Origin of the sequence: Massilia pinisoli (assembly GCF_024753285.1) — a bacterium.
Classification (GTDB): domain Bacteria; phylum Pseudomonadota; class Gammaproteobacteria; order Burkholderiales; family Burkholderiaceae_D; genus Telluria; species Telluria pinisoli.
On record NZ_JANUGW010000012.1, the window covers coordinates 46068 to 71329 of the forward strand.

The 25262-nt window shown below is 67.8% G+C and carries 27 protein-coding genes; 12 read left to right on the forward strand and 15 right to left on the reverse strand.

The window, feature by feature from the left end:
- Window positions 1-165: 165 nt before the first annotated feature.
- Both NX784_RS16790 and NX784_RS16795 read right to left on the reverse strand, forming a co-directional pair.
- Window positions 166-345, reverse strand: a complete 180-nt coding sequence (locus tag NX784_RS16790) for a hypothetical protein (protein ID WP_166861112.1) — start codon at window positions 343-345, stop codon at window positions 166-168.
- Window positions 346-377: 32 nt separating this feature from the next.
- Window positions 378-572: a hypothetical protein gene (locus tag NX784_RS16795; RefSeq protein WP_258817840.1), complete on the reverse strand. Its 195-nt coding sequence runs from the start codon at window positions 570-572 to the stop codon at window positions 378-380.
- A gap of 238 nt (window positions 573-810) precedes the next feature.
- Between NX784_RS16795 and NX784_RS16800 the strand changes: the two genes are divergently transcribed.
- Both NX784_RS16800 and NX784_RS16805 read left to right on the forward strand, forming a co-directional pair.
- Window positions 811-1344 (forward strand): DUF6851 domain-containing protein, encoded by a 534-nt coding sequence (locus tag NX784_RS16800; protein ID WP_258817841.1) that lies wholly within the window; start codon window positions 811-813, stop codon window positions 1342-1344.
- Between the two features lie 32 nt (window positions 1345-1376).
- On the forward strand, window positions 1377-1646 hold the full coding sequence (locus NX784_RS16805) for a hypothetical protein (RefSeq protein ID WP_258817842.1): 270 nt from the start codon (window positions 1377-1379) through the stop codon (window positions 1644-1646).
- 23 nt (window positions 1647-1669) lie between these two features.
- Here NX784_RS16805 and NX784_RS16810 read toward each other — a convergent pair whose 3' ends face one another.
- Entirely contained in the window at window positions 1670-2854 is a 1185-nt protein-coding gene (locus NX784_RS16810) for a hypothetical protein (protein ID WP_258817843.1), read from the reverse strand.
- A 106-nt stretch (window positions 2855-2960) separates the two neighbouring features.
- The gene (locus tag NX784_RS16815; protein ID WP_258817844.1) at window positions 2961-4244 is read right to left on the reverse strand and encodes a S8 family serine peptidase; all 1284 of its coding nucleotides are present in this window, start codon (window positions 4242-4244) and stop codon (window positions 2961-2963) included.
- A 95-nt stretch (window positions 4245-4339) separates the two neighbouring features.
- Here NX784_RS16815 and NX784_RS16820 point away from each other — a divergent pair, with 95 nt between their 5' ends.
- Together NX784_RS16820 and NX784_RS16825 are read left to right on the forward strand one after the other, a co-directional pair.
- Window positions 4340-4828: an RNA polymerase sigma factor gene (locus NX784_RS16820; protein ID WP_258817845.1), complete on the forward strand. Its 489-nt coding sequence runs from the start codon at window positions 4340-4342 to the stop codon at window positions 4826-4828.
- Window positions 4825-5547, forward strand: coding sequence for an anti-sigma factor (locus NX784_RS16825; RefSeq protein WP_258817846.1), 723 nt, complete (start codon window positions 4825-4827; stop codon window positions 5545-5547). The genes NX784_RS16820 and NX784_RS16825 overlap by 4 nt, the downstream gene beginning before the upstream one ends.
- A gap of 5 nt (window positions 5548-5552) precedes the next feature.
- Here the strand turns inward: NX784_RS16825 and rsmA are convergent, their stop codons facing one another.
- The 4 genes from rsmA to NX784_RS16845 are packed head-to-tail and all read right to left on the reverse strand — an operon-like array spanning window position 5553 to window position 11188.
- On the reverse strand, window positions 5553-6332 hold the full coding sequence (gene rsmA / locus NX784_RS16830; RefSeq protein ID WP_258817847.1) for a 16S rRNA (adenine(1518)-N(6)/adenine(1519)-N(6))-dimethyltransferase RsmA: 780 nt from the start codon (window positions 6330-6332) through the stop codon (window positions 5553-5555).
- A 4-nt stretch (window positions 6333-6336) separates the two neighbouring features.
- The gene (gene pdxA / locus NX784_RS16835) at window positions 6337-7386 is read right to left on the reverse strand and encodes a 4-hydroxythreonine-4-phosphate dehydrogenase PdxA (RefSeq protein WP_258817848.1); all 1050 of its coding nucleotides are present in this window, start codon (window positions 7384-7386) and stop codon (window positions 6337-6339) included.
- 3 nt (window positions 7387-7389) lie between these two features.
- Window positions 7390-8868: a peptidylprolyl isomerase gene (locus NX784_RS16840; RefSeq protein WP_258817849.1), complete on the reverse strand. Its 1479-nt coding sequence runs from the start codon at window positions 8866-8868 to the stop codon at window positions 7390-7392.
- A gap of 43 nt (window positions 8869-8911) precedes the next feature.
- The gene (locus tag NX784_RS16845) at window positions 8912-11188 is read right to left on the reverse strand and encodes an LPS-assembly protein LptD (RefSeq protein ID WP_258817850.1); all 2277 of its coding nucleotides are present in this window, start codon (window positions 11186-11188) and stop codon (window positions 8912-8914) included.
- A 95-nt stretch (window positions 11189-11283) separates the two neighbouring features.
- Here NX784_RS16845 and NX784_RS16850 point away from each other — a divergent pair, with 95 nt between their 5' ends.
- Genes NX784_RS16850 through NX784_RS16865 form a run of 4 tightly spaced genes read left to right on the forward strand, consistent with a single transcriptional unit; the run spans window position 11284 to window position 15578 of the window.
- The gene (locus NX784_RS16850; protein ID WP_258817851.1) at window positions 11284-12342 is read left to right on the forward strand and encodes an aminoglycoside phosphotransferase family protein; all 1059 of its coding nucleotides are present in this window, start codon (window positions 11284-11286) and stop codon (window positions 12340-12342) included.
- 11 nt (window positions 12343-12353) lie between these two features.
- Window positions 12354-13079 (forward strand): N-acetylmuramate alpha-1-phosphate uridylyltransferase MurU, encoded by a 726-nt coding sequence (gene murU / locus NX784_RS16855; protein WP_258817852.1) that lies wholly within the window; start codon window positions 12354-12356, stop codon window positions 13077-13079.
- Entirely contained in the window at window positions 13079-14413 is a 1335-nt protein-coding gene (gene pepP, locus NX784_RS16860; RefSeq protein ID WP_258817853.1) for a Xaa-Pro aminopeptidase, read from the forward strand. The genes murU and pepP overlap by 1 nt, the downstream gene beginning before the upstream one ends.
- On the forward strand, window positions 14406-15578 hold the full coding sequence (locus NX784_RS16865) for an FAD-dependent monooxygenase (RefSeq protein ID WP_258817854.1): 1173 nt from the start codon (window positions 14406-14408) through the stop codon (window positions 15576-15578). Before pepP ends, NX784_RS16865 begins: the two co-directional genes overlap by 8 nt.
- Window positions 15579-15621: 43 nt before the next feature.
- Here NX784_RS16865 and NX784_RS16870 read toward each other — a convergent pair whose 3' ends face one another.
- Genes NX784_RS16870 through NX784_RS16880 form a run of 3 tightly spaced genes read right to left on the reverse strand, consistent with a single transcriptional unit; the run spans window position 15622 to window position 18564 of the window.
- The gene (locus NX784_RS16870; protein ID WP_258817855.1) at window positions 15622-17079 is read right to left on the reverse strand and encodes an NAD(P)(+) transhydrogenase (Re/Si-specific) subunit beta; all 1458 of its coding nucleotides are present in this window, start codon (window positions 17077-17079) and stop codon (window positions 15622-15624) included.
- Window positions 17076-17429, reverse strand: coding sequence for an NAD(P) transhydrogenase subunit alpha part 2 (locus NX784_RS16875; RefSeq protein WP_258817856.1), 354 nt, complete (start codon window positions 17427-17429; stop codon window positions 17076-17078). Before NX784_RS16875 ends, NX784_RS16870 begins: the two co-directional genes overlap by 4 nt.
- Window positions 17430-17445: 16 nt before the next feature.
- On the reverse strand, window positions 17446-18564 hold the full coding sequence (locus NX784_RS16880) for a Re/Si-specific NAD(P)(+) transhydrogenase subunit alpha (RefSeq protein WP_258817857.1): 1119 nt from the start codon (window positions 18562-18564) through the stop codon (window positions 17446-17448).
- A gap of 247 nt (window positions 18565-18811) precedes the next feature.
- Between NX784_RS16880 and NX784_RS16885 the strand changes: the two genes are divergently transcribed.
- The 3 genes from NX784_RS16885 (at window position 18812) to NX784_RS16895 (ending at window position 21060) form a co-directional block, all read left to right on the forward strand.
- Window positions 18812-19315: an NUDIX hydrolase gene (locus tag NX784_RS16885; RefSeq protein WP_258817858.1), complete on the forward strand. Its 504-nt coding sequence runs from the start codon at window positions 18812-18814 to the stop codon at window positions 19313-19315.
- A gap of 4 nt (window positions 19316-19319) precedes the next feature.
- A complete protein-coding gene (gene mnmA / locus NX784_RS16890) occupies window positions 19320-20423 on the forward strand; it encodes a tRNA 2-thiouridine(34) synthase MnmA (protein WP_258817859.1) in 1104 nt (367 codons plus the stop codon).
- 157 nt (window positions 20424-20580) lie between these two features.
- Window positions 20581-21060, forward strand: a complete 480-nt coding sequence (locus NX784_RS16895) for a chemotaxis protein CheW (protein WP_258817860.1) — start codon at window positions 20581-20583, stop codon at window positions 21058-21060.
- A gap of 1 nt (window position 21061) precedes the next feature.
- On the opposite strand, the gene NX784_RS16900 is transcribed toward NX784_RS16895, so the two are convergent.
- From NX784_RS16900 to NX784_RS16915, 4 genes are read right to left on the reverse strand one after another with little or no spacing between them, the layout of a single operon-like run.
- Window positions 21062-21445 carry a response regulator gene (locus NX784_RS16900; protein ID WP_258817953.1) on the reverse strand — a complete coding sequence of 128 codons (384 nt, stop codon included), beginning with the start codon at window positions 21443-21445 and terminating at the stop codon, window positions 21062-21064.
- A gap of 16 nt (window positions 21446-21461) precedes the next feature.
- Window positions 21462-22238 carry a 5'-3' exonuclease gene (locus NX784_RS16905; protein WP_258817861.1) on the reverse strand — a complete coding sequence of 259 codons (777 nt, stop codon included), beginning with the start codon at window positions 22236-22238 and terminating at the stop codon, window positions 21462-21464.
- A gap of 7 nt (window positions 22239-22245) precedes the next feature.
- Window positions 22246-22914, reverse strand: a complete 669-nt coding sequence (locus NX784_RS16910; protein ID WP_258817862.1) for a glutathione S-transferase — start codon at window positions 22912-22914, stop codon at window positions 22246-22248.
- 31 nt (window positions 22915-22945) lie between these two features.
- Window positions 22946-23140, reverse strand: a complete 195-nt coding sequence (locus NX784_RS16915; protein WP_258817863.1) for a hypothetical protein — start codon at window positions 23138-23140, stop codon at window positions 22946-22948.
- 55 nt (window positions 23141-23195) lie between these two features.
- Here NX784_RS16915 and NX784_RS16920 point away from each other — a divergent pair, with 55 nt between their 5' ends.
- Window positions 23196-25112: a methyl-accepting chemotaxis protein gene (locus NX784_RS16920; RefSeq protein ID WP_307736022.1), complete on the forward strand. Its 1917-nt coding sequence runs from the start codon at window positions 23196-23198 to the stop codon at window positions 25110-25112.
- The last annotated feature ends 150 nt before the right edge of the window (window positions 25113-25262 follow it).

Below are 25262 nucleotides of genomic sequence, written 5' to 3' on the forward strand. Positions count from 1 at the left end.
CGCGCGGTCGGGGTCTCGGGGTGCCGGCGCGAGGCCGGCATGGTCGGTAAGGCTTGCTGTCGCGGCGCCGTGGACTGCGTGGCAGCCGGGCCGTTTCTTCATCGTTCACTGCCGGGCGGCAGTGGCTTGCTGCGGTGTTGCGTGATGCGGTGCTGCGGCCGCGCTTCAGCCGGCGGCGAGGCGCTTCGCCGTCACTTTGACGACGGCCATCTGCTGGCCTTCGATCGTCACCTGGGCATCGTAGCGGGCGTGCTTGGCGACGCTGGCGGCGTGCGCGGCGCTGGTGACACCGACGAGGACGGCAGCGGCGAGGAAGATGGCTTCCATGTTTTTCAGGATGTTCATGACCGGGCTCCTTCGTTGTGTATGTGCGTGGATCAGATGGCGGCTTTGGGGGCGGCCGGGAGGCGTTTCGCCGTGACTTTGACGACGGCCATCTGCTGGCCTTCGATCGTCACCTGGGCGTCGTAGCGGGCGTGCTTGGCGACGCTGGCGGCTTGTGCGGCGCTCGTGACACCGACGAGGACGGCAGCGGCGAGGAAGATGGCTTCCATGTTCTTGAGGACGTTCATTTTGCTTCTCCTTGAAGGTTCGTCGGTTGGGTCGGTGCCGTGATCGGCTTCGGATGATGTCACTGTAGGCGCGCGCGCCCTGCCCTTCCACCGGGGTGCGACGAACTGCACAAAATGCGGGATAAAAGGCTTAAAAACGCGATGGTGCGTTGCGACACGGCGCGCCCGCACATGCGTACGCTCAACAGCCAGGCCGGCTACGCTGGCGATACTCCTCTGCGGCACACGCGGAGGCGACATGGAACGTTGGAACATCCCGGAACTCGATGCGGACGGCGCGGCGCGGACGGCCCGCACCGTGCGCGGCTGGAACACGCTCGCGCTGCGGGCGACCGGCGCACGGCCGCACGGCGCACACGCGCTCGCGCTGCTGCACGGCGCCATGTACAACGCGTGGGCCGCCTACGACGGCGCCGCGCGCCAGACCGTGCATGGCGTGGCCGTCCGCCTGCCGCGCGCCGAGCGCGACGCCGCCAGCAAGGCGGCCGCGCTGAGCCACGCGGCGCACGGCGTGCTCGTCGGCCTGCATCCGCACGCGCGGCCGGACGCGGACGCGCGCATGGCGAGCCTGGGCCTCGATCCGGCCGCGGCCGCCGCCCAGTTCAGTCCGGCGGGCATCGGCCTGGCCGAGGCGGCGGCTGCGCTCGACGCCCGCGAGGGCCGCCGTTCGCACCGCTGCCGCCCGAGGCCGGCGCACTCCGCACGGCCGCGCCACAACCTGCTGCCGCCATCCCGACGCTGCAGCACTGGTGCCGCCTGGCCCGTCACGTAGCGCTGCGCGACGGGTACGACGACGACCGCGACGTGCTGCTGTTCTTCGTATTGGCCCACGGCCTGGCCGACGCCGCGCGCACGGCGCCCTACGATCCGTCCGTATCGGCCGGCTGCGCCGCCGAGGTCCTGCGCCGCTTCACGGGCAGCGACCGCCTGGGCGCGGGCGCGCGCTGGACCACGTTCACGCAGGCGGCAGGGGCCGGAATGACGAACGCCCGCGACGATGCGCAGGCGTTCGGAAGAAAGGTGGGTGCGCGCGTGTTCGACAAGGCGCGCAGGTATTGGCAGGGGAAGCTGTAGCCGCCTCGCCGCTTGGCGCCGGCTTATTTGTGCGAGGCGCCGCTCGACGCCTGGCTGGCGCCCGTCGACGAACCGCCCGCGCTGCCCGACGCCGAACCGCTCGCGCTGCCGTCCAGGGCCACGCTGCCGTTCAAGCCCGATGCCCCGTCGCGTACCGCGTGGGCGGCGCCTCGCGCCGTACCGGCTGCCTCGCCGCCCGCGTTCGCGACACGGTCACGTGCCTGGCCGGCCGCACCGCGTGCCGCGCCCGCCGCTGCGCTGCCCGTGGTCGCCACACGGTCGCGTGCCGCGCCTGCCGCGTTGCGGGCCGTACCCGCGGCCTGGCTGCCGGCCGTCGTCGCGCGGTCCCGTGCCGCGACAGCGGCATGGCGCGCCGTTCCGACGGCTTCGCTGCCGGTGGCCGTCGCACGGTCGCGCGCTTGGCCGACCGTGCCGGCCGCTTCGCTGCCCGTCGTTACCAACCGGTCCCGTGCCTGGCCCGCCGCGCCGGCGGCACTGCCGAGCGAACCGCTGCCATCCACGCTGGCCGAACCGGAGCCGTCGGCGCGGCCCGATGCCTTGCCATTGCCCGCATCGACGGACGCCGAGCGCTCCGCGCCCGCCGTACCGGACGCGTTCCCGCCGAGACCGCCCATGCCCGACAGCAGGCCCGAACGCTGAGCCGGTGCGGCGGGCTGGGTTGCAGGCTGGGTCGTAGACTGGGTCGCGGGCTGGCTTGCAGCGGTGGCCGGGGCCTGTTGGCGCGACGCGCTCAGCGCACCGTCGAGGGCACCGCTGCCGGACGCATTGCCGGCCGCGCCGTCGCCCGCACCGTGTGCCGCACCGGTGATGTCGCCCGCGCCGCGGGTGGCGCGGCCGGCCACGTCCGCACCGAGGACGCCATTGCCGCGTGCGCCGTCCGCCGTGCCGTGCACCGCGCCGGCGGTGTCGCTTGCGCCGCGGTTCGCGTGACCGGCCGCATCGGCGCCGCGGCTTGCACCGCCACGCATATCGTCCGTCGCATCGCGGACGATGCGGCCTTCGCCACGCAGGCCGCCCATCGAATCCATGCGGCCCATGCCGCCCATGCCGCCACCGCCGATCATGCCGCCGATGGAACCACCCAGCGAGCCGCCCATGCGGCCGCCGAGCAGCTGCGCGTGCGCCTGGTGGGTCATGCCGATGGCGAGGATGAGGGCGATGTGGTGGGCAATCTGTTTGGCTTTCATGTCTGTTCTCCTTGTCAGTGAGCGGCAAAGTGCGCCGCCGATACCAGGAAAACGGATCAGCTCGCCGTTTTCTTCCATCCCTTCCAAAAAATTTTTAAATTTTTTTTCAGCGCAGGTCGGCCGGGTCCGTGCGCACGGCGGCGCCGACGATGCCGTACCCGACCTCGTCGTTCGCGACGGCCTGGCCATGGCCCGCCTCGCGCGCGAGCGCGTCCACGGCGCGCGCGGCGGCGGCGCGATCGGGCCTGGGCAGGCGCTGTGCCAGCAACGCGGCGACGATGGGCGCCGCGAACGACGTGCCGCGCACCTGGCGGTACGGCGGCGTGCCCGGCGCGGCACTGACCATCTGGCTGCCCGGCGCCGCGAATTTCACTTGCGGGCCCCGCGCCGCTTCCGGCAACGGCTTGCCGCGCCGGTCGACACCGGTCACACCGACGACGCCCGGATAGCTGGCCGGGTACAGCGGCGGCGCCGCGGGCCCGTCGTTGCCGACGGCCGCCACGAGCAGGTGTCCGTGCGCCTGCATCGCGGCGACGGCGCGCGCGAGCAGCGCATTCGACGGCCCGACGAGGCTGATGTTCACGACGCCCACCGCCTGCTGGTCGAGCCAGCCGAGGGCGGCGGCGATCCGGTCCGCGGCGCCGCCCACCGGGCTGCCGCAATAGACGTCTGCCGCGTACAAGGAGGCACCGGGCGCAGCGCCGTGCAGGTGCTCGGAGCGCCCGACCATCAGCGCGGCCACCGCCGTGCCGTGCGGCGCGGGGACGGCCTGGCCGTTGCAGCCCCAGCGCGTGATGGCGGCGTCCTCGAAGACGGGATGATCGCCGTCGACGCCGCTGTCCACGAGGCCGACGCGCACAGCCGGTCCGTCGCCGGCCCTCACGCCGCCCGCCGCGCCGCTGCCGGTATAGACGTGATTGAAATCGTAGCTGCCATCGGGATCGATGGCGCGCAGCTGCTCCACCATCGCAGCCGTCGACGCACCGGCCGGCAGGCGCAGCACGACCATGCGGTCGCCCAGCCCCGGCAGCACGTCGTCGCTCACGACCGTCGCGCCCGCGTCGCGCGCGGCCTGCAGCGCCGCCTCGGACGGCGACCACGCAAGCACCTCGCCCCGCAGCGCCGGTTCGCCGCGCGGGTCGGCCTCGAGCTGGTCGGGGTGATTGCGCAGCAGTTGTTTGACGGTGTCCAGGCGCAGGCTGCCGAGGTCCGGCAACGGCGCCCGGTCGAGCAGGCGGTCGACGGGACGCCGCAAGCCGTCCAGCCCCACCGGCCCGATGCGCCCCGGCAGCGGCAGCGACGGCAGCCCCAGCTGCGCGTGCGCGGATGCCGCCGCGCCCAGCAGGACGGCGGCCGCCGCGGCACGCATCTTTACGTAAGGGAATTTCATGAGGAGATCATATATGATTGGGCGATATCGTATAAACGAACGGGAGTGGGAAGAAAATCCCCGTTCGGATCGTTTACCTGACACAGACACCGTTCATGCTTGCCGACGAGATTGCCGCCCTGCTGCCCCGCATGCGCCGTTTTGCGCGGGCCCTGACCTTTCACCGCGAAGATGCGGACGACGTGGTGCAGATCGCAATGGAGCGCGCGCTCGGCCGCAGCGAACAGTGGGAACCGGGGACGCGGCTCGACAGCTGGCTCTTCCGGATCATCAAGAACGCATGGATCGATGAAGTACGCAGCCGCACCCGGCGCGCCGAGCTGTTCGCGCCGGAGGAGGAAGGTGAACATGTGGGCGACGACACGGCGCAGGCGCACCAGCAGCGGCTCGCGGTCCAGAAGGCGATCAGCCTGCTGTCCGAGGAGCACCGGCTCGTCGTCGGTCTCGTGCTGGTGGACGGCTTGCCGTACAAGGAAGCCGCCGAGGTGCTGGAGATCCCCATCGGGACCCTGACCAGCCGCCTGGCCCGCGCCCGCGACGCCCTGCAGCAGCTGCTCGCCGATCAGACACCGAGGACACGATGAGATTTTCCGATGAAACCCTGATGGCCTATGCCGACGGCGAGCTCGATCCGCAGGAGCGCGCCGCCATCGAACAGGCGATGCGCGACGACCCGGCCGTCGCCAATGCCGTGGCCAGCCACCTTGCGCTGCGCGCCGACGTCGCCGCCGCATTTGCCGGCATCCTCGACGAGCCCGTGCCCGCGCGCCTGCAGCCGCCGCCGGCGCCCGCACCGGTGCTGTCGCTCGACGCGGCGCGGGCCGAGCGCGCGGCCGCGAAGGCGCGCCGCACGTGGTCGTGGCCGGAATGGGGCGCGCTGGCGGCGATGCTCGTCGTCGGCGTCCTGGCCGGCAAGGCGCTCCCCGGCGGCGCGCCTGCCATCGCCGGCAACGGCGGACAGGTGGTGGCGCAGGGCGAACTCGCGTCGGCGCTCGACCGCGAGGTCGGCGGCCAGGGCGGCGGGAAGGTGAAGGTCGGCGTCAGCTTCGCCGCACGCGACGGCGATTATTGCCGCACCTTCGTCATGGGCACGTCGGCCGGCCTCGCGTGCCGCACGGGCGGGCAATGGAAGATTCCCGTGCTGTCGGAAACGGCACCCGAAGCCGCCGGCGGCTATCGCCAGGCAGGCAGCGCGTTGCCGACGGCCGTGCTGGACGCCGTCGACGAACGCATCGCGGGCAAGCCGCTCGACGCGGCGGGAGAAGAGGCGGCGCGCGCCCGCGGCTGGCGGGCCGGCCGCTGAGGCGATCAGGCCAGCGGCTTCAATACGTTGGCGAGCGCCACGTACTGTTCCAGCCCCACGGTTTCCGGGCGCGCGCCCGGGTCGATGCCGGCGTCGACGAGCTGCTGCTCGGTGAACATGCCGGCCACGCAGTTGCGGATCACCTTGCGGCGCTGCGAGAACGCCTTCTGCACGACGGCTTCCAGCGCGCCCGCGTCGGCGGACAGCTGGCGGCGCGTGGGCACCATGCGCACGATGGCGGAATCGACTTGCGGCGGCGGATCGAACGCCGTCGGCGGCACGACAAACAGCAGCGCCATGTCGTAGCGCCACTGCAGCATCACGGACAGGCGGCCATAGGCCTTCGTGCCCGGTTCCGCCACCATGCGCTCCACGACTTCCTTCTGCAGCATGAAGTGCTGGTCCTCGATGAGGTGGGCGAAGTCGGCCAGGTGGAACAGCAGCGGGCTGGAGATGTTGTACGGCAGGTTGCCCACCACGCGCAGCTTCCTCCCTTCCGGGACGGGAATGCTGCCGAAATCGAATTTCAGCGCGTCGCCCGAGTGGATCGTCAGGCGTTCGCGCGGATATGATTTTTCCAGGCGCGCGACGAGGTCGCGGTCCAGCTCGACCACGTGCATGTGGTCCAGCTCCTTGAGCAGCAGCGCCGTCATCGCGGCCAGGCCGGGGCCGATTTCGACCATGGTGTCGCCGCGGCGGGGGCCGATGCCTTCGATGATGTCGTGGAGGACGTGGTCGTCGGTCAGGAAGTTCTGGCCGAAGCGCTTGCGGGCTACATGTTTCATTGTCTTATGCGGGTTGTTGCTGTTGTGCGCGCACCATCGAAACGGCGACGCGGATCGCCTCTTCCATGCTGCCGCAATCGGCCTGCCCCAGGCCTTGCGCCGCCAGGTCGAGCGCCGTGCCGTGGTCGACGGACGTGCGGATCAAAGGCAGGCCCAGCGTGATGTTGACGCCGCGGCCGAACGTCGCGTACTTGAGCACGGGCAGGCCCTGGTCGTGGTACATCGCGAGCACGGCGTCGGCATCGCGCAGATACTTCGGCTGGAACAGCGTGTCGGCCGGATACGGGCCGCGCGCGTCGATGCCGCGCGTGCGCGCCTCCGCCAGCACGGGTTCGATCACGTCGATCTCTTCGCGGCCCAGGTAGCCGTTCTCGCCCGCGTGCGGGTTCAGGCCCGTCACGAGGATGCGCGGCGATGCGATGCCGAACTTGCGCACGAGGTCCGCGTGCAGGATATCCAGCACCTGCGTGACACTGTCCCGCGTGATCGCCGCCGGCACGTCTTTCAACGGCAGATGCGTCGTCGCGAGCGCCACGCGCAGATAGGGTTGATCGTCACCGGGCGAACCGGCGAGCATCATGACGACCTTGGATGTACGCGTCTTCTCGGCGAGGTATTCCGTGTGGCCGGAAAACGCGACGCCGGCATCGTTGATGGTGCTCTTCTGCAGCGGCGCCGTGACGATCGCGTCCCACCAGCCGGCCTGCGTGCCTTCGATCGCGAGGTCGAGCGTCGCGAGCACGGCGCGGCCGTTCGCGGCATCCAGCTTGCCGGGCACGACGTGCGCGTCGAGCGGCACGTCGACGACGGGGATGACGTCGGGACCGAAGTGCGGCAGGCCGCTGTGGCGCAGCGCCAGCGTGGAAATCGCGGACAGGCGGATCGCCGGGTCGATCAGGCTCGCCGTGAGGGATAAAAAGGCGGCATCGCCCACGAGGACGCACCGGGCCGTGCCGCGCAGCGCCCACGCCGCGCGGATCGAGATCTCCGGACCGATGCCGGCCGGCTCACCGACCGTGACGGCGAGCGTGGGGCGTGTGCCTGCCGGGGACATCGCTTATTTGTCCTCGCGGAACTCGACGTAGGCGCGGTCGCGGACCTGGCGGCTCCAGTCTTCCAGCGCTTCCTGGCGCTTGCGGTCGGTGAGGACCTGGCGCGCGGCCGAGCGTTCCTTCTCCTTCGACACGTCTTCCGACTTGCGCTCGACGACTTGCACGATGTGCAGGCCCAGCGGGGTCTTGATGACCTCGGACACGTCACCCGGCTTCAGCGCGTTCATCGGATTTTCGAATTCCGGCATCGCGTCGCCCGGGAACAGCCAGCCCAGGTCGCCGCCTTTCGACGCCGAACCGTCCTGCGAGTACTGGCGCGCCATGTCTTCGAACGTGGCCTGCTTGCTCACGATCTTCTGGCGGATGTCCTCGAGCTTCTTGCGCGCTTCGTCCTCACTCTGCGTCGGCGTGATCTTCAGCAGGATGTGGCGCGCGTGCGTCTGCTGCACGACGGCCTGGTCGGCCTTCTGCGCGCTTTCCAGCTTGCGTTCACCCGCCAGCTTGATGATGTGGAAGCCGACGTTGGTGCGGATCACGGGCGTGACCTGGCCCGGCTTCAGCTTGTGCAGTTCGCTCGCGAAGATCGGGGGCAGGCGGTCCGGGTCGCGCCAGCCGACGGCGCCGCCCTTCAGTGCGTCCGGCGAATCGGAATACGTGGCGGCCATCTTGGCGAAGTCGGCGCCCGTGCGCAGCTGGCGCGCGACTTCGTCGGCGCGTGCCTTGCGCGCGGCGATCTGCTCGGGCGACGCGTTTTCCGGGATGCGCACGAGGATCTGTGCGATGTCCATCTCGACCTTGTCGGCCGCGGCGGCCTTCTCGGCCGCCATATACGTGTCGATCTCGGCGTCCGTGACCTGGATCTTGCTGTCGACTTCGTGCTCGATCAGGCGCTGCATCATGATCTCGTTGCGGATCTGCTCGCGGAACTGGGAGAACGGCAGGCCCTCCTTTTCCATCGCGTTGCGCATGTCCTGCACGCTCATCTTCTGGTTCTCGGCGATGCGGCCGATGGCGCGGTCGAGCGTCGTGTCGTCGACGCGCACGCCCATCTCCTTGGCCATCTGGAGCTGGGCGCGTTCGGTGATCATGGCCTCGACGACCTGGCGGCGCAGGTCTTCCTCGGCCGGCATCTGCGCGCCCTGGGCCTTCAGGCGTTGCGTGATTTCGGCCACGCGCTGCTCGACGTCGCGCTTCGTGATGACTTCGTCGTTGACGATCACGTACACGGAATCGATCACGTGGGCGTTGCTGGACGCCGGCGGCAGGAAGCCGGTGCCCGGCTTCGTCGAAGGAGCGGCGGCCGGCGCTCCGGCGGCCGGCGCTCCGGCGGCCGGCGCTCCGGCGGCCGGCTTGGCGGCGGGGGCAGCGGCAGGAGCGGCCGGGGCGGCCTGGGCCAGGACGTCGCCGGCGGCAAAGGCGCATAGCAGCACCGCCGCCAGCTTGAGCTGGTGCGGACGGCGCGAGGACAGACGGGTAGTACGCATATTCAAAGAACTCATTTCAGGTATCTGGTTGTCCATGGCCCGGTCAGGGGCGGCCGACGTTATTCAGCCGGGTGTAGCCGGGGATGCTCTTGTTGAAGGTATCCAGCGCGTTGCCGACGCCCAGGTGCGACAGGCCGTTCAGCTCGAGCTGGAAGAAGCTCGACGTGGAGAGGGTCTGCGCGGCGGTCACGAAACGCTGTGCGCCCATGCGGAAGACCCAGCAATCCGCCTTGTACTCGAGCCCCACGAGGCTCTCGAGCAGCTTGCGGTCGCGCGTCGAGTAGCTGACCCGGCTCACGCCATACCAGCGCTGCGTCAGCGGCCACTGGCCCGAGACGTCGACGTTGCGGAAGCCGTTGGCGATGCCGAAGGTGTCGCGCTGGAAGCGGTATTCCAGGTTCAACACCTTCATCGGGGCCGGCTGCCATTGCACCCCGAGATTCGAGCTGTACAGGCTGCGCGCCTGTGCATCGTATTGTACGCCGCTGTCGACGGTCCACGACTCCGAGATGCGGCCCGACGCCGCCAGCAGCGCGTCCGAACGCGTCTGGTTCTTTGGCTCGCTCGAATTCAGGCGCACGCTGGGGTCGGAGAAATAATAACGGCTGCCGACGGCCAGGCGCAGGCGCTCGGCGCCGTCGGACTCGATGAAGCGCGACACGATCGCCGCCGTCAGCTGGTTCGCGTCCGACACCTTGTCGGCGCCGACGAAGCGGTTTTCCGTGAACAGCTGGGCGTAGTTGAAGCCCGCCACGCCCGTGTCGAAATTGGGGATGTCGTCCTGCTTCTTGTACGGCGTGCGCACATAGAACAGGCGCGGCTCCAGCGTCTGCGTGCCGTCCGGACCGAACAGCGACGACTTGCGCTCGAACGTCAACCCGCCATCCAGCGAGAACGTGGGCAGCACGCGCGAGAGGTGGTTGTCGTTGTTGACGTTGCTCGTCAGGTCGTACTGCGTCGCGTGCAGCATGACCTTGGGCGTGATGAACCAGCCCGGATGCACCCACGGATAGCTGACCTGGCCGACGAAGTTGGCGCGGTTGCCCTGGACCTGCTTCTCGTCCGGATGGCCGAAGCGCACGGCCTCGGCGTCTACCGCCCAGTCGAAGCCACCCAGCACGTCGTAGCGGCCGGCGTGGAAGTTAACCTGCGGCAGGCGGTTGTACGGCGTCGCCACCGTCAGCGCCGGATTCAGCACGGCGCCCGGGTCCTGCAGGATCTGGAAGTTCTGCACGCGGGCCGTCAGGTTCCAGTACTGGCCGTAGTACTCCGTGTGCAGTTCGCGCACGAGCTGGCGCACGGCGCTCGCGGCGACGGTGCGCGAGAAGTCGGACGGGTATTCGTTGTCGGACGCCGCATGCGCGTTCCAGCCGAACGTCCAGCTGGGCGCCAGCACCTGGTTGTGCAAGGTGTCGACCCACCAGCGGTCGCGGTGCGCCAGGCCGTCGTTGGCGAGGAACTCCACGTGGCTCTCGCCGCTGTACGCGCCTCTCCCGGTCTCGCCGATGTAGCGCCCCGTCGCGCCCAGCTGCAGGCCGCGCGCGAAGATGTAGCGCGGGAACAGCGTCAGGTCGCGGTTCGGCGCGATGTTGACGTAGTACGGCACCATCAGCTCGGCCGACCCCTTGGAACCGAGGCCGATCGTGGGCGGCAGCCAGCCGGACCGGCGCGCGCCGGACAGCGAGAACGACATCGCCGGCGTGCCGATGATGGGCACGTCCTTGAAATAGATGATGGTCTTGCCGGCAGTGCCGATGTCGCGGCCCTGGTCCAGGCGCAGGGTGCTGGACTTCAGGTACCAGTCGGGATTCGGGCCTTCGCACGTGCTGTACGTGCCATCGACGACGACGGCCTCGCCCTCGCCGAGGAAGTTGATGCGGTCGGCCCTGCCCTGCGCATTGTTCACGTGCAGGCGGTACGCGGGATGCAGCACCCAGCCCTTGCCCGTTTCCAGATTCAGTTGCAGGGCGTCGCCCTTGTAGCGGTCGCCGAAGCGCCACATCGTGATGTTGCCTTCGGCCGTGACCTCGTCCTCGACGCGGCGGTAGCACGCGGTGTCGGCCGTGACGCCGGTGGCGCCGCGCGTGATCTCGACGTTGCGCACCATGTTCAGGACGCGATCGGGACGGCCGCTGAACTCCTCCGCACGCATCGTGATCGGAAGATCCTGCTCGTCAGTACGGGAAGACGCGGGCTGTCCCGGCGCGGGCGCCGTCGGTGCCGCCGTCTGTGCATACAACGGCCCCGTGGCCACGGCCACGAGGGCGGACAGGGCGGCGGTTCGCCGCGGCGGGAATGGTAGGGCCGTCATCCAGCTCATGAAAGATCGCGTTGCACCATAGAGGGCGATTTTTTGGATTGAATCTCGTATTATATGGGAATTCCTATCACCAACCCGTTTCACCGGGACGCTTCATGTCTTCTCAGTCTCAACACGCTCCCACCTCCCACGACAAGGATGCCCGCCTCGCCCTGTTGACAGAATGGCTCGGTTCGCTCGACCTCGTCGACGTCGCCAGCGTCCGCCCCGCGTCGACGGATGCGAGTTTCCGCCGCTATTTCCGCCTCGATGTTGTGCCGGCGCTACGCGACAAGCTGGGCGCCACCCTCGTCGCGATGGACGCCCCGCCGGAGCGCGAAAACGTGCCTGCCTTCATCAACGTGGCCGACCTGCTGCGCGATGCCGGCGTCACCGTGCCCGCCATCGTGGCTCGCAACGTGGAAGCCGGCTTCCTGCTGCTGTCCGACCTCGGCACGACCACTTACCTGCAGCGCCTGAACGTCGACAACGCGTCGTTCATGTACTCGGACGCCGTCGACGCGCTGATCAAGTTCCAGCTCGCGAGCCAGCCCGGCGTGCTCCCCGAATTCGACCGTGCCTTCGTGCTGCGCGAACTGAACATCTTCCCCGAGTGGTTCATCGGCCGCCACCTGGGCGTGCAGCTGGACGACGCGCAACGCGCGCAGCTCGACAAGGTGTTCGAGGCGATCACGGCCAACGTGTTGGCGCAACAGCAAGTCTACATGCACCGCGATTTCCATTCCCGCAACCTGATGTTCCTCGACCAGGGCAATCCGGGCGTGCTGGACTTCCAGGATGCCGTCTACGGCCCTGTCACCTATGACCTTGCCTCGCTGCTGCGCGACGCCTACATCCAGTGGGACGAGGAATTCGTGCTGGACTGGGTCGTGCGTTACTGGCAGAGCGCGAAGCAGGTCGGGCTGCCCGTCAATCCGGACATCGACACGTTCTACCGCGACTTCGAATACATGGGCTTGCAGCGCCACCTGAAAATCCTGGGCATCTTCTGCCGCCTGAACTACCGCGACGGCAAGTCCACCTACATGGGAGACCTGCCCACGGTGATGGACTACGTGCGCAAGACCGCCCACCGCTACACCGAACTGCGCCCGCTCGTGCGCCTGCTCGACGCCTTCGAGGACAAGGCGCCGCAGGTCGGCTACACCTTTTAAAAGTCGATCCGATGAAAGCCATGATCTTCGCCGCGGGCCGCGGCGAGCGGATGCGTCCGCTGACCGACACCTGCCCGAAGCCCCTGCTCAAGGTGCGCGGCCGTCCCCTCATCACGTGGCACGTGCTGAACCTCGTGCGCGCCGGCATGCCGGACATCGTCATCAACCACTCCCACCTCGGCCACATGATCGAGGAAGAGCTGGGCGACGGCAGCCGCTACGGCGCGCGCATCGTCTACTCGCACGAGCCGACGCCGCTCGAAACGGCCGGCGGCATCGCCAACGCGCTGCACCTGCTCGGTGACGAGCCGTTCCTGGCCGTCTCCGGCGACATCTACGCGCCCTACTTCGACTTTTCCCAGGTCAAGGACGTGCTGAAGGACACGGACGCCGTCGGCCAGCCCATTCCGCCCGAGAAGCGCGACATCGCCTGGCTGTACCTGACGCCGAACCCGTGGCACAACCCGGACGGCGACTTCGGCCTGACGATGTACACGCTGTCGAACGACGGGAACCCGAAATGGAATTTCTCGAACATCGGCGTCTATCGTCCCGAGATGTTCGACGGGATCAAGCCCGGCGAAGTTTCGCGGCTGGGCCCCCTGATGCGCAAGTTCATTGACCTGGGCCGCATCGGCGGCGAGATCTACGACGGCCAATGGGTCAACGTGGGCACCGTGCGCCAGCTGGAAGAACTGAACGCGCCGCCCGGTTCCCTGCCGAAAGCGGGCGCCTGATGGATTACGCGGCACGCCGCGCGCGCCTGGCCGCGCAGATGCAGGAAGGCAGCGTCGCCGTGCTGTTCACGGCGCCGGAAGTTCCGCGCAACGCCGACAGCGACTATCCGTACCGGCACGACAGCCATTTTTATTACCTGACCGGTTTCACGGAACCGGAAAGCGTGCTCGTACTCGTCGCCCCGCAAGGCGACAAGCCCGCGCGCGCCATCCTGTTCTGCCGCGAGAAGAACGTGGAGCGCGAGATCTGGGACGGCTACCGCCACGGCCCGGAAGCGGCGCGCACAGCGTTCGGATTCGACGACGCCTATCCGATCGGCGAGCTCGATACGCACATGGCGCGCATCCTCGCCAACGCGCCCGCGCTGTACTACGCGCTGGCCTCGAACGCCGCGCTCGACGCGCGGGTGACGGGTTGGATCAAGGCCGTGCGCGCGCAGGGCCGCACGGGCACGACGGCGCCCGACACGTTCGTGAACGTGCTGCCGCTGCTGGACGAGATGCGCCTCGTGAAGGACGCCGACGAACAAGCGGTGATGCTGCGCGCCGGCGACATCTCGGGCGGCGCGCACGCGCGCGCGATGCGCGCGGCGCGCCCCGGCATGTTCGAGTACGAGCTGGAAGCGGAACTGCTGTACGCGTTTCGCAAGAACGGCGCCCAGTTCCCCGCCTACACGCCGATCGTGGCGTCGGGCCCGAACGCGTGCGTCCTGCACTACAACGTCAACGACAGGCAGATGCAGGACGGCGACCTCGTGCTGATCGACGCGGGCTGCGAGCTGGATGGCTACGCATCCGACATCACGCGCACGTTCCCCGTGAACGGCCGCTTCACCGAGGCGCAGCGCACCTTGTACGAACTGGTGCTGGCCGCGCAGGACGCGGCGTTTGCCGCCATCGCGCCGGGCCGCCCGTACAGCGCCTTCCACGAAGCGGCGTTGCGCATGCTCGTGCGGGGCATGCTCGACCTGGGCCTCGTCGATGCATCGAAATACGCGAGCGTGGACGACGCCATCGCCGACAAGGCCCACGTCCCGTTCTACATGCACGGCACGGGCCACTGGCTCGGCATGGACGTGCACGACGTGGGCGCCTACCGCGACGTCACGCATCCCGACAAACCCTCGCGGCCGCTGGTGCCGGGCATGGTGGTGACGGTGGAACCGGGCATCTACGTGCGCCCCGCCGCCGGCGTGCCGGAGCGCTTCTGGCACATCGGCATCCGCATCGAGGACGACGTCGTCGTGACGAGCGACGGCTACCGCCTGCTGACGGCGTCCGCGCCGAAGACGGTGGCGGAGATCGAAGCGATCGTGGGGACGGCGCATGGCTGAACAAGACCTGCAAGCGGACGTCGCCATCTGCGGCGCCGGACCCGTCGGCCTCGCGCTGGCGGCACTGATGGCGCACCGCGGCGTCGCGGGCGAGCGCATCGTCCTCATCGACGCGAAGGCGCTGGGCCAGGCCATTTCCGATCCCCGCTCGATCGCGCTGTCATGGGGCAGCCGCATGCTGCTCGTCGACGTGGGCGCATGGGCCAACGTGCAGCCGCACGCGACGCCGATCCACCAGATCCACGTGTCGCGCCGCGGCCACCTGGGCCGCAGCATGCTGGACCGCGCGGAACACAAGCTCGATGCGCTGGGCTATGTGGCGCGCTACGGCGACGTCGTCGACGCGTTGTCCCGCGCCTGCACGCGCGCCGGCGTGCGCGTGCTCCGCCCCGCGCGCGTGGCCGCGCTGCATGAAGAGCGCGACGGCGTCGTGCTGGACCTGGACGATGGCCGCACGCTCCGGGCGAAGGTGGCCGTGCAGGCCGAAGGCGGCGTGTTCGGCGAACAGGCGGAACGGACGCAGCGGCGCGACTACGTGCAGACGGCCGTCATCGCGCGCGTCTCGACGAGCGCCCCCATCGCGCATCGCGCCTTCGAACGTTTTACGGACGAAGGCCCGCTCGCCCTGCTGCCGCAGGACGGTCCCGATGGCCACCAGTACGCGCTCGTGTGGTGCGTGCGGCCGGAACGCGCGCAGCAGTTGCTGGACCTGGGCGAGGACGACTTCCTCCGCCAGCTGGGCGACGCATTCGGCGAGCGCCTCGGCACCTTTACGTGCGCGGCCGAGCGCGCGGCGTTTCCCCTCGGGCTGAATGCCGACCCACGTTTCAGCGCGCGCACGGTCGCCATCGGGAATGCGGCGCAAACGCTGCATCCCGTCGCGGGACAGGGCCTGAACCTCGGGCTGCGCGATGCGGCGGTGCTGGCGCGGCTGCTCGCGCGCGGCATCGACGGCGACCACGGCATTGCGGACGCCCTGGCGCGCTTCGCCGAGGAACGCGCACGCGACCGCGGCGCCATCATCCGCACGACGGATGCGATGGCGCGCGTGTTCGCGAATACGGGGCCGCTGCAGGCCCTGTTCGGGCTCGCGCTGGCGACGCTGGACACCGTCAAGCCGGCGCGGATGCTCCTTGCCGAGTTGATGATGTTCGGGCGGCGTTGAACGCGTGGACGGCATAGCCGTCCACGCGTTCAACCGGCACTGATTATTCGACCGCCTTCACCATCGATTCGATGACCTTCTTCGCATCGCCAAACACCATCATCGTGTTCGGCTGGTAGAAGAGATCGTTGTCGAGCCCCGCATACCCCGACGCCATCGACCGCTTGTTGACGATGATGCTCTTGGCCTTATAGGCCTCGAGGATCGGCATGCCCGCGATCGGCGACTTCGGATCCTTCGCGGCCGGGTTCACGACGTCGTTCGCGCCCAGCACGAGCACGACGTCCGTCTGGCCGAATTCGCCGTTGATGTCTTCCATCTCCGCCACCTGGTCGTAAGGCACTTCCGCTTCCGCCAGCAGCACGTTCATGTGGCCCGGCATGCGCCCGGCCACCGGGTGGATCGCGTAGCGCACCTGCACGCCGTGTTCCGTCAGCTTGTCGACCAGTTCCTTCACCGTGTGCTGCGCGCGCGCCACGGCGAGGCCGTAGCCGGGCACGATGATGACGGATTCCGCGTTCTGCAGGATGAACGCCGCGTCTTCCGGCGAGCCGGATTTCACCGGGCGCTGTTCCTTCGCGCCGCCCGTATCTGCCGCTGCCGCCTCGCCGCCGAAGCCGCCCAGGATCACGTTGAAGAACGAGCGGTTCATCGCCTTGCACATGATGTACGAGAGGATCGCGCCGGAGGAGCCGACGAGCGAGCCCGCGATGATCAGCATCGAGTTGTTCAGCGAGAAGCCGATGCCGGCCGCCGCCCAGCCCGAGTACGAGTTCAGCATCGACACGACGACGGGCATGTCGGCGCCGCCGATCGGGATGATGATCAACACGCCCAGCACGAACGACAGCACGGCCATCACGATGTACGGCGTCCACGCCGGTGCCGCGCCACTCGAGAAGCAGAACACGAGGCCGAGACCGACGATGGCGAGGGCCACCAGCAGGTTGATCAGGTGCTGGCCCGGATAGCGCACCGGCGCGCCCTGGAACAGGCGGAATTTGTACTTGCCGGCCAGCTTGCCGAACGCGATCACGGAACCGGAGAACGTGACGGCGCCGACGAACGTGCCGATGAACAGTTCCAGGCGATTGCCGAACGGGAGCCCTTCGCCGCGCGCGGCGATGTTGAAGGCCCACGGCTCCGACACGGCCGCGATGGCGATGCAGACAGCCGCGAGGCCGATCAGCGAGTGCATGGCGGCGACCAGTTCCGGCATCTTGGTCATCTCCACGCGTTTCGCGGCGACGGCACCGATCGCGCCACCGACGACGACGCCCAGCAGCACGAGGCCGAAGCCCATGCCACCCGTCTGCATCTGCTCCTTCAGCTTGAACATGAGGGCGATGGTCGTGATGACGGCGATGCCCATGCCCGTCATGCCGAACGCGTTGCCCATGCGCGCGGACGCGGGCGACGACAAGCCCTTCAAGGCCTGGATGAAGCAGACGGACGCCACGAGGTACAAGAGCGTCACGACGTTCATGCTGATCATGTTCATGCGGCCTCCTTGGCATGGACGGCGCCGGCGGCATCCTTGACGGCGGGCGCCGCCTTCGCCTTCGGTTCCTTCTTCTTGAACATCTCCAGCATGCGCTGGGTGACGAGGAAGCCGCCGAACACGTTGACGGCCGCCAGCGCGACGGCGATGGTGCCGGCGACCCGGCCCGTCAGGCCTTCCGTCAGGCCGGCCGCCAGCATGGCGCCGACGATGATGATCGCGGAGACGGCGTTCGTCACCGCCATCAGCGGCGTGTGCAGCGCGGGCGTGACGGTCCACACGACGTGGTAGCCGACGTAGATCGCCAGCACGAAGATGATCAGGTTGATGATGGTATGGCTGATTTCCATGACATTCCCTCTTTGTTTATGCCGCCTTGCGCAGCACGTCGCCGTCGATGGCGACGAGCACCGCGCGCACGATCTCATCCTCGCGATCGATCACGAGCTTGCCGTCCTTGTCGATCACGAGCTTCAAAAAGTCCAGCACGTTGCGCGCGTACAGCGCGGACGCGTCGGCCGCCACGAGCGCCGGCAGATTCGGCTCGCCGATGATCGTCACGCCATGCTTGATCACCGTCTTGCCCAGCTCCGTGAGCGGGCAGTTGCCGCCCTGTTCGATGGCCATGTCGACGATCACGGAACCCGGCTTCATCGCGCGCACCGTCTCTTCCGCAATCAGCACCGGGGCCTTGCGGCCGGGGATCAGCGCCGTCGTGATGACAATGTCGGCCAGCTTGGCGCGCTCGTGCACGAGCTCCGCCTGGCGCCGCATCCAGTCCGCGGGCATCGGGCGCGCGTAACCGCCCACGCCTTTCGCGATCTCGCGCTCCTCGTCCGTCAGGAACGGGACGTCGATGAACTTGGCGCCCAGCGATTCCACCTGCTCCTTCACGGGCGGACGCACGTCGGACGCCTCGATGACGGCACCCAGCCGCTTGGCAGTCGCGATGGCCTGCAGACCCGCGACGCCGACGCCCATGATCAGGACGCGCGCCGCCTTCACGGTACCGGCGGCCGTCATCAGCATCGGCATGAAGCGCTGGTACGCGTTGGCGGCCATGATCACGGCCTTGTAGCCGGCGATGTTGGCCTGCGACGACAGCACGTCCATCGACTGCGCGCGCGTGATGCGGGGCGCCGCTTCCAGCGCGAACGCGGTGATCTGCCGCTGCGCCAGGGCGGCGAGATTGTCGGTATCGAACGGATTCAGCATCCCGACGAGGGCGGCGCCCGGCTTCATCAGCGCGCGTTCGTCCGCGTCCGGGCTGCGCACTTTCAGGACGAGGTCCGCGCCGAGCGCTTCCGCCGCCGTGACGATGCGCGCGCCGGCGGCGACATAGGCGTCGTCGATCGCGGATGCATGGACGCCGGCGCCCGCTTGCACGAGAACTTCGTGCTGGGCTGCCAGCTTTTTGACGGTCTCGGGAGTTGCAGCGACACGCGTCTCGCCCGGCCTCGTTTCGGCCGGCACACCAATTCTCATGATGCCTCCGTATAATTGATAAACTGTCCACAATCTAGCATGTAATGCTCGCGATCAATACAGATGAGTGGTTTTTCGTCAACAGATCGGCAATTTTCACGGCACCGCGTGCGGGGGACTCGACGTATCCATAGTCTTTTTGTTTCAAATCAATATTCAAACTTGTCAGGAACTATTGCACCGCAGCGTGCGCCCGAGCAACGCACGTTCCATCAAGGTAGAATGTCGGCTCACTACAAGGACGCGCATGACCCATACCTTCAGACCGTCAGTCACCGTCGCCGCCATCATCGAGCGCGATGGCCGCTTTCTGCTGATCGAAGAAGAAACCAGCGACGGCATCCGCCTGAACCAACCGGCCGGCCACCTCGACCCGCATGAATCGCTCGAACAGGCGGTGATCCGCGAGGCGATGGAAGAGACGGCGCACGAGTTCATCCCGGAAGCCCTGGTGGGCATGTATTTGTCGCGCTACCACTCGAAATCGCGCGGGCACGACGTGACGTATCTGCGCTTCACGTTCTGCGGCAAGCCGGGTAGGCAGTACGACCAGGCGCTCGACCACGGCATCCTGCGCACCTTGTGGCTCACGCGCGACGAACTGGCCGCGTGCCATGAACGCCACCGCAGCCCCATCGTGCTGCGTTGCGTGGACGATTACCTGGCGGGCAAGCGCACCCCGCTGGACCTGCTGTACACGGACCACTCGGTGTTTAACAGCGGGCTAACCATCAAACCGGACGTAACCTGAAGCTATGCACAAAAAGAAAGTCGTGATCGGGATGTCGGGCGGCGTCGACTCCTCGGTCGCGGCCTGGATGTTGAAGGAACAAGGCTATGACGTCGTCGGCCTGTTCATGAAGAACTGGGAAGACGACGACGACTCCGAATACTGTTCCTCGCGCCAGGACTGGATCGACGCGGCCAGCGTGGCCGACGTCGTCGGTGTGGACATCGAGGCCGTGAACTTCGCCGCCGAATACAAGGACCGCGTGTTCGCGGAATTCCTGCGCGAATACCAGGCCGGCCGCACGCCGAACCCCGACGTGCTGTGCAACGCCGAGATCAAGTTCAAGGCCTTCCTCGACCACGCGATGAAGCTGGGCGCCGACCTGATCGCGACCGGCCACTACGCGCGCGTGCGCCAGAACGGCGCCCGTTTCGAGTTGTTGAAAGCGCTGGATGCGACGAAGGACCAGAGCTATTTCCTGCATCGCCTGAACCAGGCGCAGTTGTCGAAATCGCTGTTCCCGCTGGGCGAGATCGCGAAGACGGAAGTGCGCAAGATCGCGGAAAAGCTGAACCTGCCCAACGCGGCGAAGAAGGACTCGACGGGCATCTGCTTCATCGGCGAGCGCCCGTTCCGCGAATTCCTCGGCCGCTATCTGCAACACAAGCCGGGCCCGATCAAGCTCGATAACGGTCAGACCGTCGGCGAGCACGTCGGCCTGTCGTTCTACACGCTGGGCCAGCGCAAGGGCATCGGCATCGGCGGCCTGAAGTCGCACAAGAATGCGGACGGCACGAGCGAGCCGTGGTTCGTGGCGCGCAAGGACATTGCCACCAACACGCTGTACATCGTGCAGGGCCACGACCATCCGTGGCTGCTGTCGGCGCAGCTCGGCGCCGGCCAGGCGTCATGGATCGCGGGCGAACCTCCCGAGCCGCGCGCGCTGTCGGCCAAGACGCGCTACCGCCAGGCCGACGTCCCGTGCACGGTGGCGCCGGAAGGCTTGGACCGCTTCTCGCTCGCGTTCACCGACCCGCAATGGGCCGTGACGCCGGGCCAGTCGGCCGTGCTGTACGACGGCGACGTGTGCCTGGGCGGCGGCATCATCGACACGGCCAGCGCCGTCTGACCCTGGCGCGGCCGCCCGGCCGCGCCTGCCCGCTGTTGCGTTCTCCCCGCAGCCGCGGCTTTTTTGTTCGCGGTTGCCATTCATCCATCGCATCGGACATAAAAATGTCTTAGTCTTCAGGTATATTTCCACATGGAAATTTAATCCGGGGGATACCATGACTGAAGACATCGTCAACAATGCGACCGAAGTGCTGTCGTTCCGCCTGGGCGGCGAGGAATATGCGATCAGCATCCTGAAGGTCCAGGAAATCCGCGGCTACGACGCCGTCACGCGCATCGCCAACGCGCCCGACTACCTGAAGGGCGTCGTCAACCTGCGCGGCATCATCGTGCCGGTCGTCGACATGCGCCTCAAGTTCAATGTCGGCACGGCGACGTACGACGCGTTCACCGTCGTGATCGTCCTGAACATCAACAGCCACACGATCGGCATGGTCGTCGACAGCGTGTCGGACGTCGTGACGCTCACCCCGGACCAGATCAAGCCGGCCCCGGACCTGGGCGCCACCGTGTCGGGCGATTACCTGCGCGGCCTGGGCACCGTTGGCGAGCGCATGCTGATCCTGCTCGATATCGACAAGCTGCTCGGGTCCGAGGAGATGGGGTTGCTGGCGGCGGCGAAGAACGCCGCCTGATTCAAGCCCCCCGGTGCTTCTTGACGATCGCCAGCACGGTATTGCGGATCGTCTTCAGCACCGTATCGGCCTTGAACGGCTTGACGATGAAGCCGTGCACGCCGCCCGCCAGCGCCGCCTGGATCGCGGGCGCGTCGAGCGTGCCGGACACCATGAAGATCAGCGTCTTCGGCAGTTGCGCACGCAACTGGTCGATGACGTCCCGGCCGTCCTCGAACTGCTCGCGCGCGATGCAGAAGATGTGTGGCTGGTGCTTCAGCGCGAGCGCGAACCCGGCCGCCGCGGTGTGGGCCTGGCCGGCGACGTCGTAGCCGCCGTCCGTGAGCACGGTGTTGAGCAGACCGCGCGCCACGGCGCTGCCGTCGACGATGATCGCCTTGAGCATCGGTTTCTTTTCCACTTCAATGGGCCTCATAGGTCAACATATTCCACGTGACGCCCAGGCGCACGTCCGTCTTCAATTGCACGAGCTTGCGCGACACGTCCAGGATCTCCCGTTCCGCGCGCAGGCGCTCGCCCAGCGGTGTCTTGAGGATGCCGGCGCCGGCCATCACGGCATCCAGGTCGCCGTACGCGTTCAGCAGGCGCGCGGCCGTCTTCATGCCGACCTTCGACACGCCCGGCACGCCGTCCGTCGGATCGCCCATCAAGGCCAGCAGGTCGTGCAGGCGTTCCGGCGCGACGCCGAACTTGTTGCGCACCCACGCGTCGTCGTGCCACTCGCCCTTGAAATGATCCCACACGAGCGCGCCGTGCGCGATCAGCGCGTGCAAGTCCTTGTCGGTCGTGGCGACGATGGCGTCGCCGCGTCCCTCGGACAGCCAGCGCAGCACGCCCGTGCCGATCACGTCGTCGGCCTCGACCTCGGGTAGCATCAGCACGTGCAGGCCGGCCTTCGTCAGGCGCTCGTGGAATTCCGGCAGCGCCTCGCGCAACACGCCCGGCATCGGCGCGCGGCCTTCGCGATAGCGCGGATACAGCGCGTGCCGCCACGTGGGCCCGCCGTAGTCGAACGCGGCCAGCACGTGCGTGGGCGCGTGCGCCTCGAGCAGGTTGCGGAACGACGAGAACGCGTGACGCAGCGCGATGCTCGCCTTGAGGTCGGAGTCCGGCTCGGGACTCGCCTCGTACACGCGGCGCACGATGTTCAGGCCGTCGATGGCCAGCAGCTTTGCCATGTCTTGCTTACTTCACGAAGTCGTATTGCCCGCCCCGCTCGAGCGCGCGCCGGTAGGCCGGCCGTGCGTGGATCTTGTCGAGGAAGGCGACGAGGTTCGGATATTGTGCGTCCAATCCGCCCCGCGCGGCGGCCGCCTCCAGCGGAAAACTCATCTGGATGTCGGCGGCGGAAAACGCGTCGCCCGCGAACCACGTGCGCTTGCCCAGTTCTCCCTCCAGGTAGGCCAGGTGCTGGCGGATCTGCGGCAGCACGAACGTGTCCTTGACCTTGTTCGCGATCGCGCGCGCGATCGGGCGCACGAAGAACGGTGCCGGACTGCTCTCCACGCGGTCGAACACGAGCTTCAGCAGCAGCGGCGGCATCGCCGAGCCTTCCGCATAGTGCAGGAAATACGTGTAGCGCAGCCGCTCCGGCGTGCCCGCTGCGGGCGCCAGCGCCGCGCCGTAGCGGTCCGCGAGGTACTCGATGATCGCGCCCGATTCCGCCACGATGGTGTCGCCGTCCTGGATCACGGGCGATTTGCCGAGCGGGTGCACGGCGCGCAGCTCGGGCGGCGCCAGCATCGTCTTCGGATCGCGCTGGTACTTCTTGATCTCGTATTCCAGGCCCAGTTCTTCCAGCAGCCACAGGATGCGCTGGGAGCGCGAGTTGTTCAGGTGGTGGACGACGATCATCGATGTTGGCGGGCGTGATAAAGGCGGTAGCTTAGCATTGTTGCGCGCCGGCCAGAAGCAGACTGACAACGGCACCGTTTGCGAACAAGCCATATGCCTTGGCGGATACCCGATATATCCCTGTTGCCATTCGATATTCGAACATTTGCAAGACTATAAAAGAACGTTGTAGGGATGCCTCGCCGGCGCGTGATTTTTTGCCGAAATCGAGCATGACGAACGTCATCCCATCTGTCCGTGATTAAACTCAATTTACCTTTCCTCAAATCAATGTGGCTACCATGAAGCTCCGTCATCTCGCCATTCGCGCAAAGCTCATGCTCAGCATGGGCGTCTGCCTGCTCGCATTCATCGCCATCTCCTCCACCCTGTCGATCACGATGACGAGTTCGCAGATGCGCGAACGCGTCGTCGACAACGAATTGCCCGCGCAGATCAGCGCCATCCGCAACGACATCCAGCGCCAGATCGCGGAACCGGCCGCGATCTCGCAGACGCTCGCGAACAACACGTTCCTGCAGGCGTGGGAAGACGCCGGCGACCCGGACGACGGCCTCGCCGCGTGGACGGCGCAGGCCAAGCGCCTGCAGGACGCCAACCATGCGGCCACCGTGTTCTGGGTGTCGGACACCACGTCGAAATACTTCGTCGAAAAGGGCCTCGATCGCATGATCGACAAGAAGTCCGACAAGGATGCGTGGTTCAAGAAATTCCTCGACAGTGGTGCGCCCTACACGCTCAATCTGGACAAGGATGGCACCACGGGCGTCTACATGCTGTTCATCGACTCGCGCGTGCAGACGCCGGGCGGCAAGCTGGCCGTCACCGGCCTGGGCCTCTCCGCCGAAGCGCTGGCGAACAGCATCCGCAACTACCGCCTGGGCAAGTCGGGCTACGTCTACCTCGTGAACAGCGACGGCGTGCTCATCATCCACCGCGACCGCAACCTGCTCGACGGCCACCACACGCTCGACAAGCAGCCCGGCTTCACGCCCGAACTGGCGCGCCAGCTGCTGGGCAAGCAGGCGTTCGCATCGAGCCGCTACGACGCGCCGGCGGGCCGCCAGTTCGTCGCGTCGTCGTACGTGCCGGAGCTGAAGTTGTACGTCATCGCCGAAGTGCCGGAAGCCGAGGTGCTGGGCAATATCGGCCGCACGGCCGCCGTGTCCGCGATCATCGCGGCCGTCGTCGGCGGCGCGATCGGCCTCGCGGCGATCTGGTTCGTCGCCGGCGCCATCTCGGCGCCCGTGATGGGCGCCGCCGGCATGCTGGGCGAGATTGCCGACGGTGAAGGCGACCTCAGCCGCCGTCTGCAATCGGACAGCGACGACGAGGTCGGCAAGCTGGCCCAGGCGTTCAACCGCTTCGTCGGCTCGCTCAGCGGCACGATCGGCAAGGTGCGCGACAGCAGCCATGTGATCGCGGGCGCGTCCGAAGAAATCGCACGCGGCAATATGGACCTGTCCGCGCGCACGGAAGCGCAAGCGTCGAGCATTGAAGAGACGGCCGCCGCGATGGAAGAACTGACGTCGACCGTGCGCAACAACGCCGAGCACGCGATCGAGGCGAACCGCCTCGTGTCCGAGACGGCACAGTCGGCCGAGAAAGGCGGCACCGTCGTGGCCGAGGTCGTGCGCACGATGGGCGCCATCACGGAAAGCTCGCGCAAGATTTCCGAGATCATCGGCGTCATCGACGGCATCGCGTTCCAGACCAATATCCTTGCCCTCAACGCGGCCGTGGAAGCGGCGCGCGCGGGTGAGCAAGGCCGCGGCTTCGCCGTCGTCGCGGGCGAGGTGCGCACGTTGGCGCAGCGCTCGGCCGCGGCATCGAAGGAGATCCGCCAGCTGATCCTGGACTCGGTCGCGAAGGTCGACGCGGGGAGCGCCCTGGCCGACGGCGCGGGCCAGGCGATGGAAGCGATCGTCGCGTCGGTGCGGCGCGCGGAAGTCCTGATGCGCGACATCGCCGCGTCGAGCCAGGAACAGAGCACGGGCATCGCCCAGGTCAACCAGGCGATCGCGCAGATGGACGACGCGACGCAGCAGAACGCGGCCCTCGTCGAGGAAGCCGCCGCCGCCGCGGCCGCGCTGCAGGAACAGGCGCGCGAGCTGGATGCCGTCGTCGGCACGTTCAAGCTGGCGGCGTCGGCCTCGGCCCTCGCTGCGCCGGCGGGGCGCAAGCGCCTGGCCGCGTGATCTCCCTCAATTCGGGGTCGGAGCACGTGCTTTGCGTGCTCTGACCCCGAATTTGCGCCTCTGTTTAGTGGCACGTTTGCAGACTTTCCCACGGTTCGGTACTATGTTTTGTTGCAACTTTACCCAAGTTGCTCATTCAACCGTCCCGTG

What these genes read in the sequence shown, in the direction of transcription:
- NX784_RS16790 (WP_166861112.1), bottom strand. Translation starts at nt 345, where the DNA reads ATGAACATCCTGAAAAACATGGAAGCCATCTTCCTCGCCGCTGCCGTC.
- NX784_RS16795 (WP_258817840.1), bottom strand. Translation starts at nt 572, where the DNA reads ATGAACGTCCTCAAGAACATGGAAGCCATCTTCCTCGCCGCTGCCGTC.
- NX784_RS16800 (WP_258817841.1), top strand. Translation starts at nt 811, where the DNA reads ATGGAACGTTGGAACATCCCGGAACTCGATGCGGACGGCGCGGCGCGG.
- NX784_RS16810 (WP_258817843.1), bottom strand. Translation starts at nt 2,854, where the DNA reads ATGAAAGCCAAACAGATTGCCCACCACATCGCCCTCATCCTCGCCATC.
- NX784_RS16815 (WP_258817844.1), bottom strand. Translation starts at nt 4,244, where the DNA reads ATGAAATTCCCTTACGTAAAGATGCGTGCCGCGGCGGCCGCCGTCCTG.
- NX784_RS16820 (WP_258817845.1), top strand. Translation starts at nt 4,340, where the DNA reads ATGCTTGCCGACGAGATTGCCGCCCTGCTGCCCCGCATGCGCCGTTTT.
- NX784_RS16825 (WP_258817846.1), top strand. Translation starts at nt 4,825, where the DNA reads ATGAGATTTTCCGATGAAACCCTGATGGCCTATGCCGACGGCGAGCTC.
- rsmA (WP_258817847.1), bottom strand. Translation starts at nt 6,332, where the DNA reads ATGAAACATGTAGCCCGCAAGCGCTTCGGCCAGAACTTCCTGACCGAC.
- pdxA (WP_258817848.1), bottom strand. Translation starts at nt 7,386, where the DNA reads ATGTCCCCGGCAGGCACACGCCCCACGCTCGCCGTCACGGTCGGTGAG.
- NX784_RS16840 (WP_258817849.1), bottom strand. Translation starts at nt 8,868, where the DNA reads ATGCGTACTACCCGTCTGTCCTCGCGCCGTCCGCACCAGCTCAAGCTG.
- NX784_RS16845 (WP_258817850.1), bottom strand. Translation starts at nt 11,188, where the DNA reads ATGAGCTGGATGACGGCCCTACCATTCCCGCCGCGGCGAACCGCCGCC.
- NX784_RS16850 (WP_258817851.1), top strand. Translation starts at nt 11,284, where the DNA reads ATGTCTTCTCAGTCTCAACACGCTCCCACCTCCCACGACAAGGATGCC.
- murU (WP_258817852.1), top strand. Translation starts at nt 12,354, where the DNA reads ATGAAAGCCATGATCTTCGCCGCGGGCCGCGGCGAGCGGATGCGTCCG.
- pepP (WP_258817853.1), top strand. Translation starts at nt 13,079, where the DNA reads ATGGATTACGCGGCACGCCGCGCGCGCCTGGCCGCGCAGATGCAGGAA.
- NX784_RS16865 (WP_258817854.1), top strand. Translation starts at nt 14,406, where the DNA reads ATGGCTGAACAAGACCTGCAAGCGGACGTCGCCATCTGCGGCGCCGGA.
- NX784_RS16870 (WP_258817855.1), bottom strand. Translation starts at nt 17,079, where the DNA reads ATGAACATGATCAGCATGAACGTCGTGACGCTCTTGTACCTCGTGGCG.
- NX784_RS16875 (WP_258817856.1), bottom strand. Translation starts at nt 17,429, where the DNA reads ATGGAAATCAGCCATACCATCATCAACCTGATCATCTTCGTGCTGGCG.
- NX784_RS16880 (WP_258817857.1), bottom strand. Translation starts at nt 18,564, where the DNA reads ATGAGAATTGGTGTGCCGGCCGAAACGAGGCCGGGCGAGACGCGTGTC.
- NX784_RS16885 (WP_258817858.1), top strand. Translation starts at nt 18,812, where the DNA reads ATGACCCATACCTTCAGACCGTCAGTCACCGTCGCCGCCATCATCGAG.
- mnmA (WP_258817859.1), top strand. Translation starts at nt 19,320, where the DNA reads ATGCACAAAAAGAAAGTCGTGATCGGGATGTCGGGCGGCGTCGACTCC.
- NX784_RS16895 (WP_258817860.1), top strand. Translation starts at nt 20,581, where the DNA reads ATGACTGAAGACATCGTCAACAATGCGACCGAAGTGCTGTCGTTCCGC.
- NX784_RS16900 (WP_258817953.1), bottom strand. Translation starts at nt 21,445, where the DNA reads ATGCTCAAGGCGATCATCGTCGACGGCAGCGCCGTGGCGCGCGGTCTG.
- NX784_RS16905 (WP_258817861.1), bottom strand. Translation starts at nt 22,238, where the DNA reads ATGGCAAAGCTGCTGGCCATCGACGGCCTGAACATCGTGCGCCGCGTG.
- NX784_RS16910 (WP_258817862.1), bottom strand. Translation starts at nt 22,914, where the DNA reads ATGATCGTCGTCCACCACCTGAACAACTCGCGCTCCCAGCGCATCCTG.
- NX784_RS16915 (WP_258817863.1), bottom strand. Translation starts at nt 23,140, where the DNA reads ATGACGTTCGTCATGCTCGATTTCGGCAAAAAATCACGCGCCGGCGAG.
- NX784_RS16920 (WP_307736022.1), top strand. Translation starts at nt 23,196, where the DNA reads ATGAAGCTCCGTCATCTCGCCATTCGCGCAAAGCTCATGCTCAGCATG.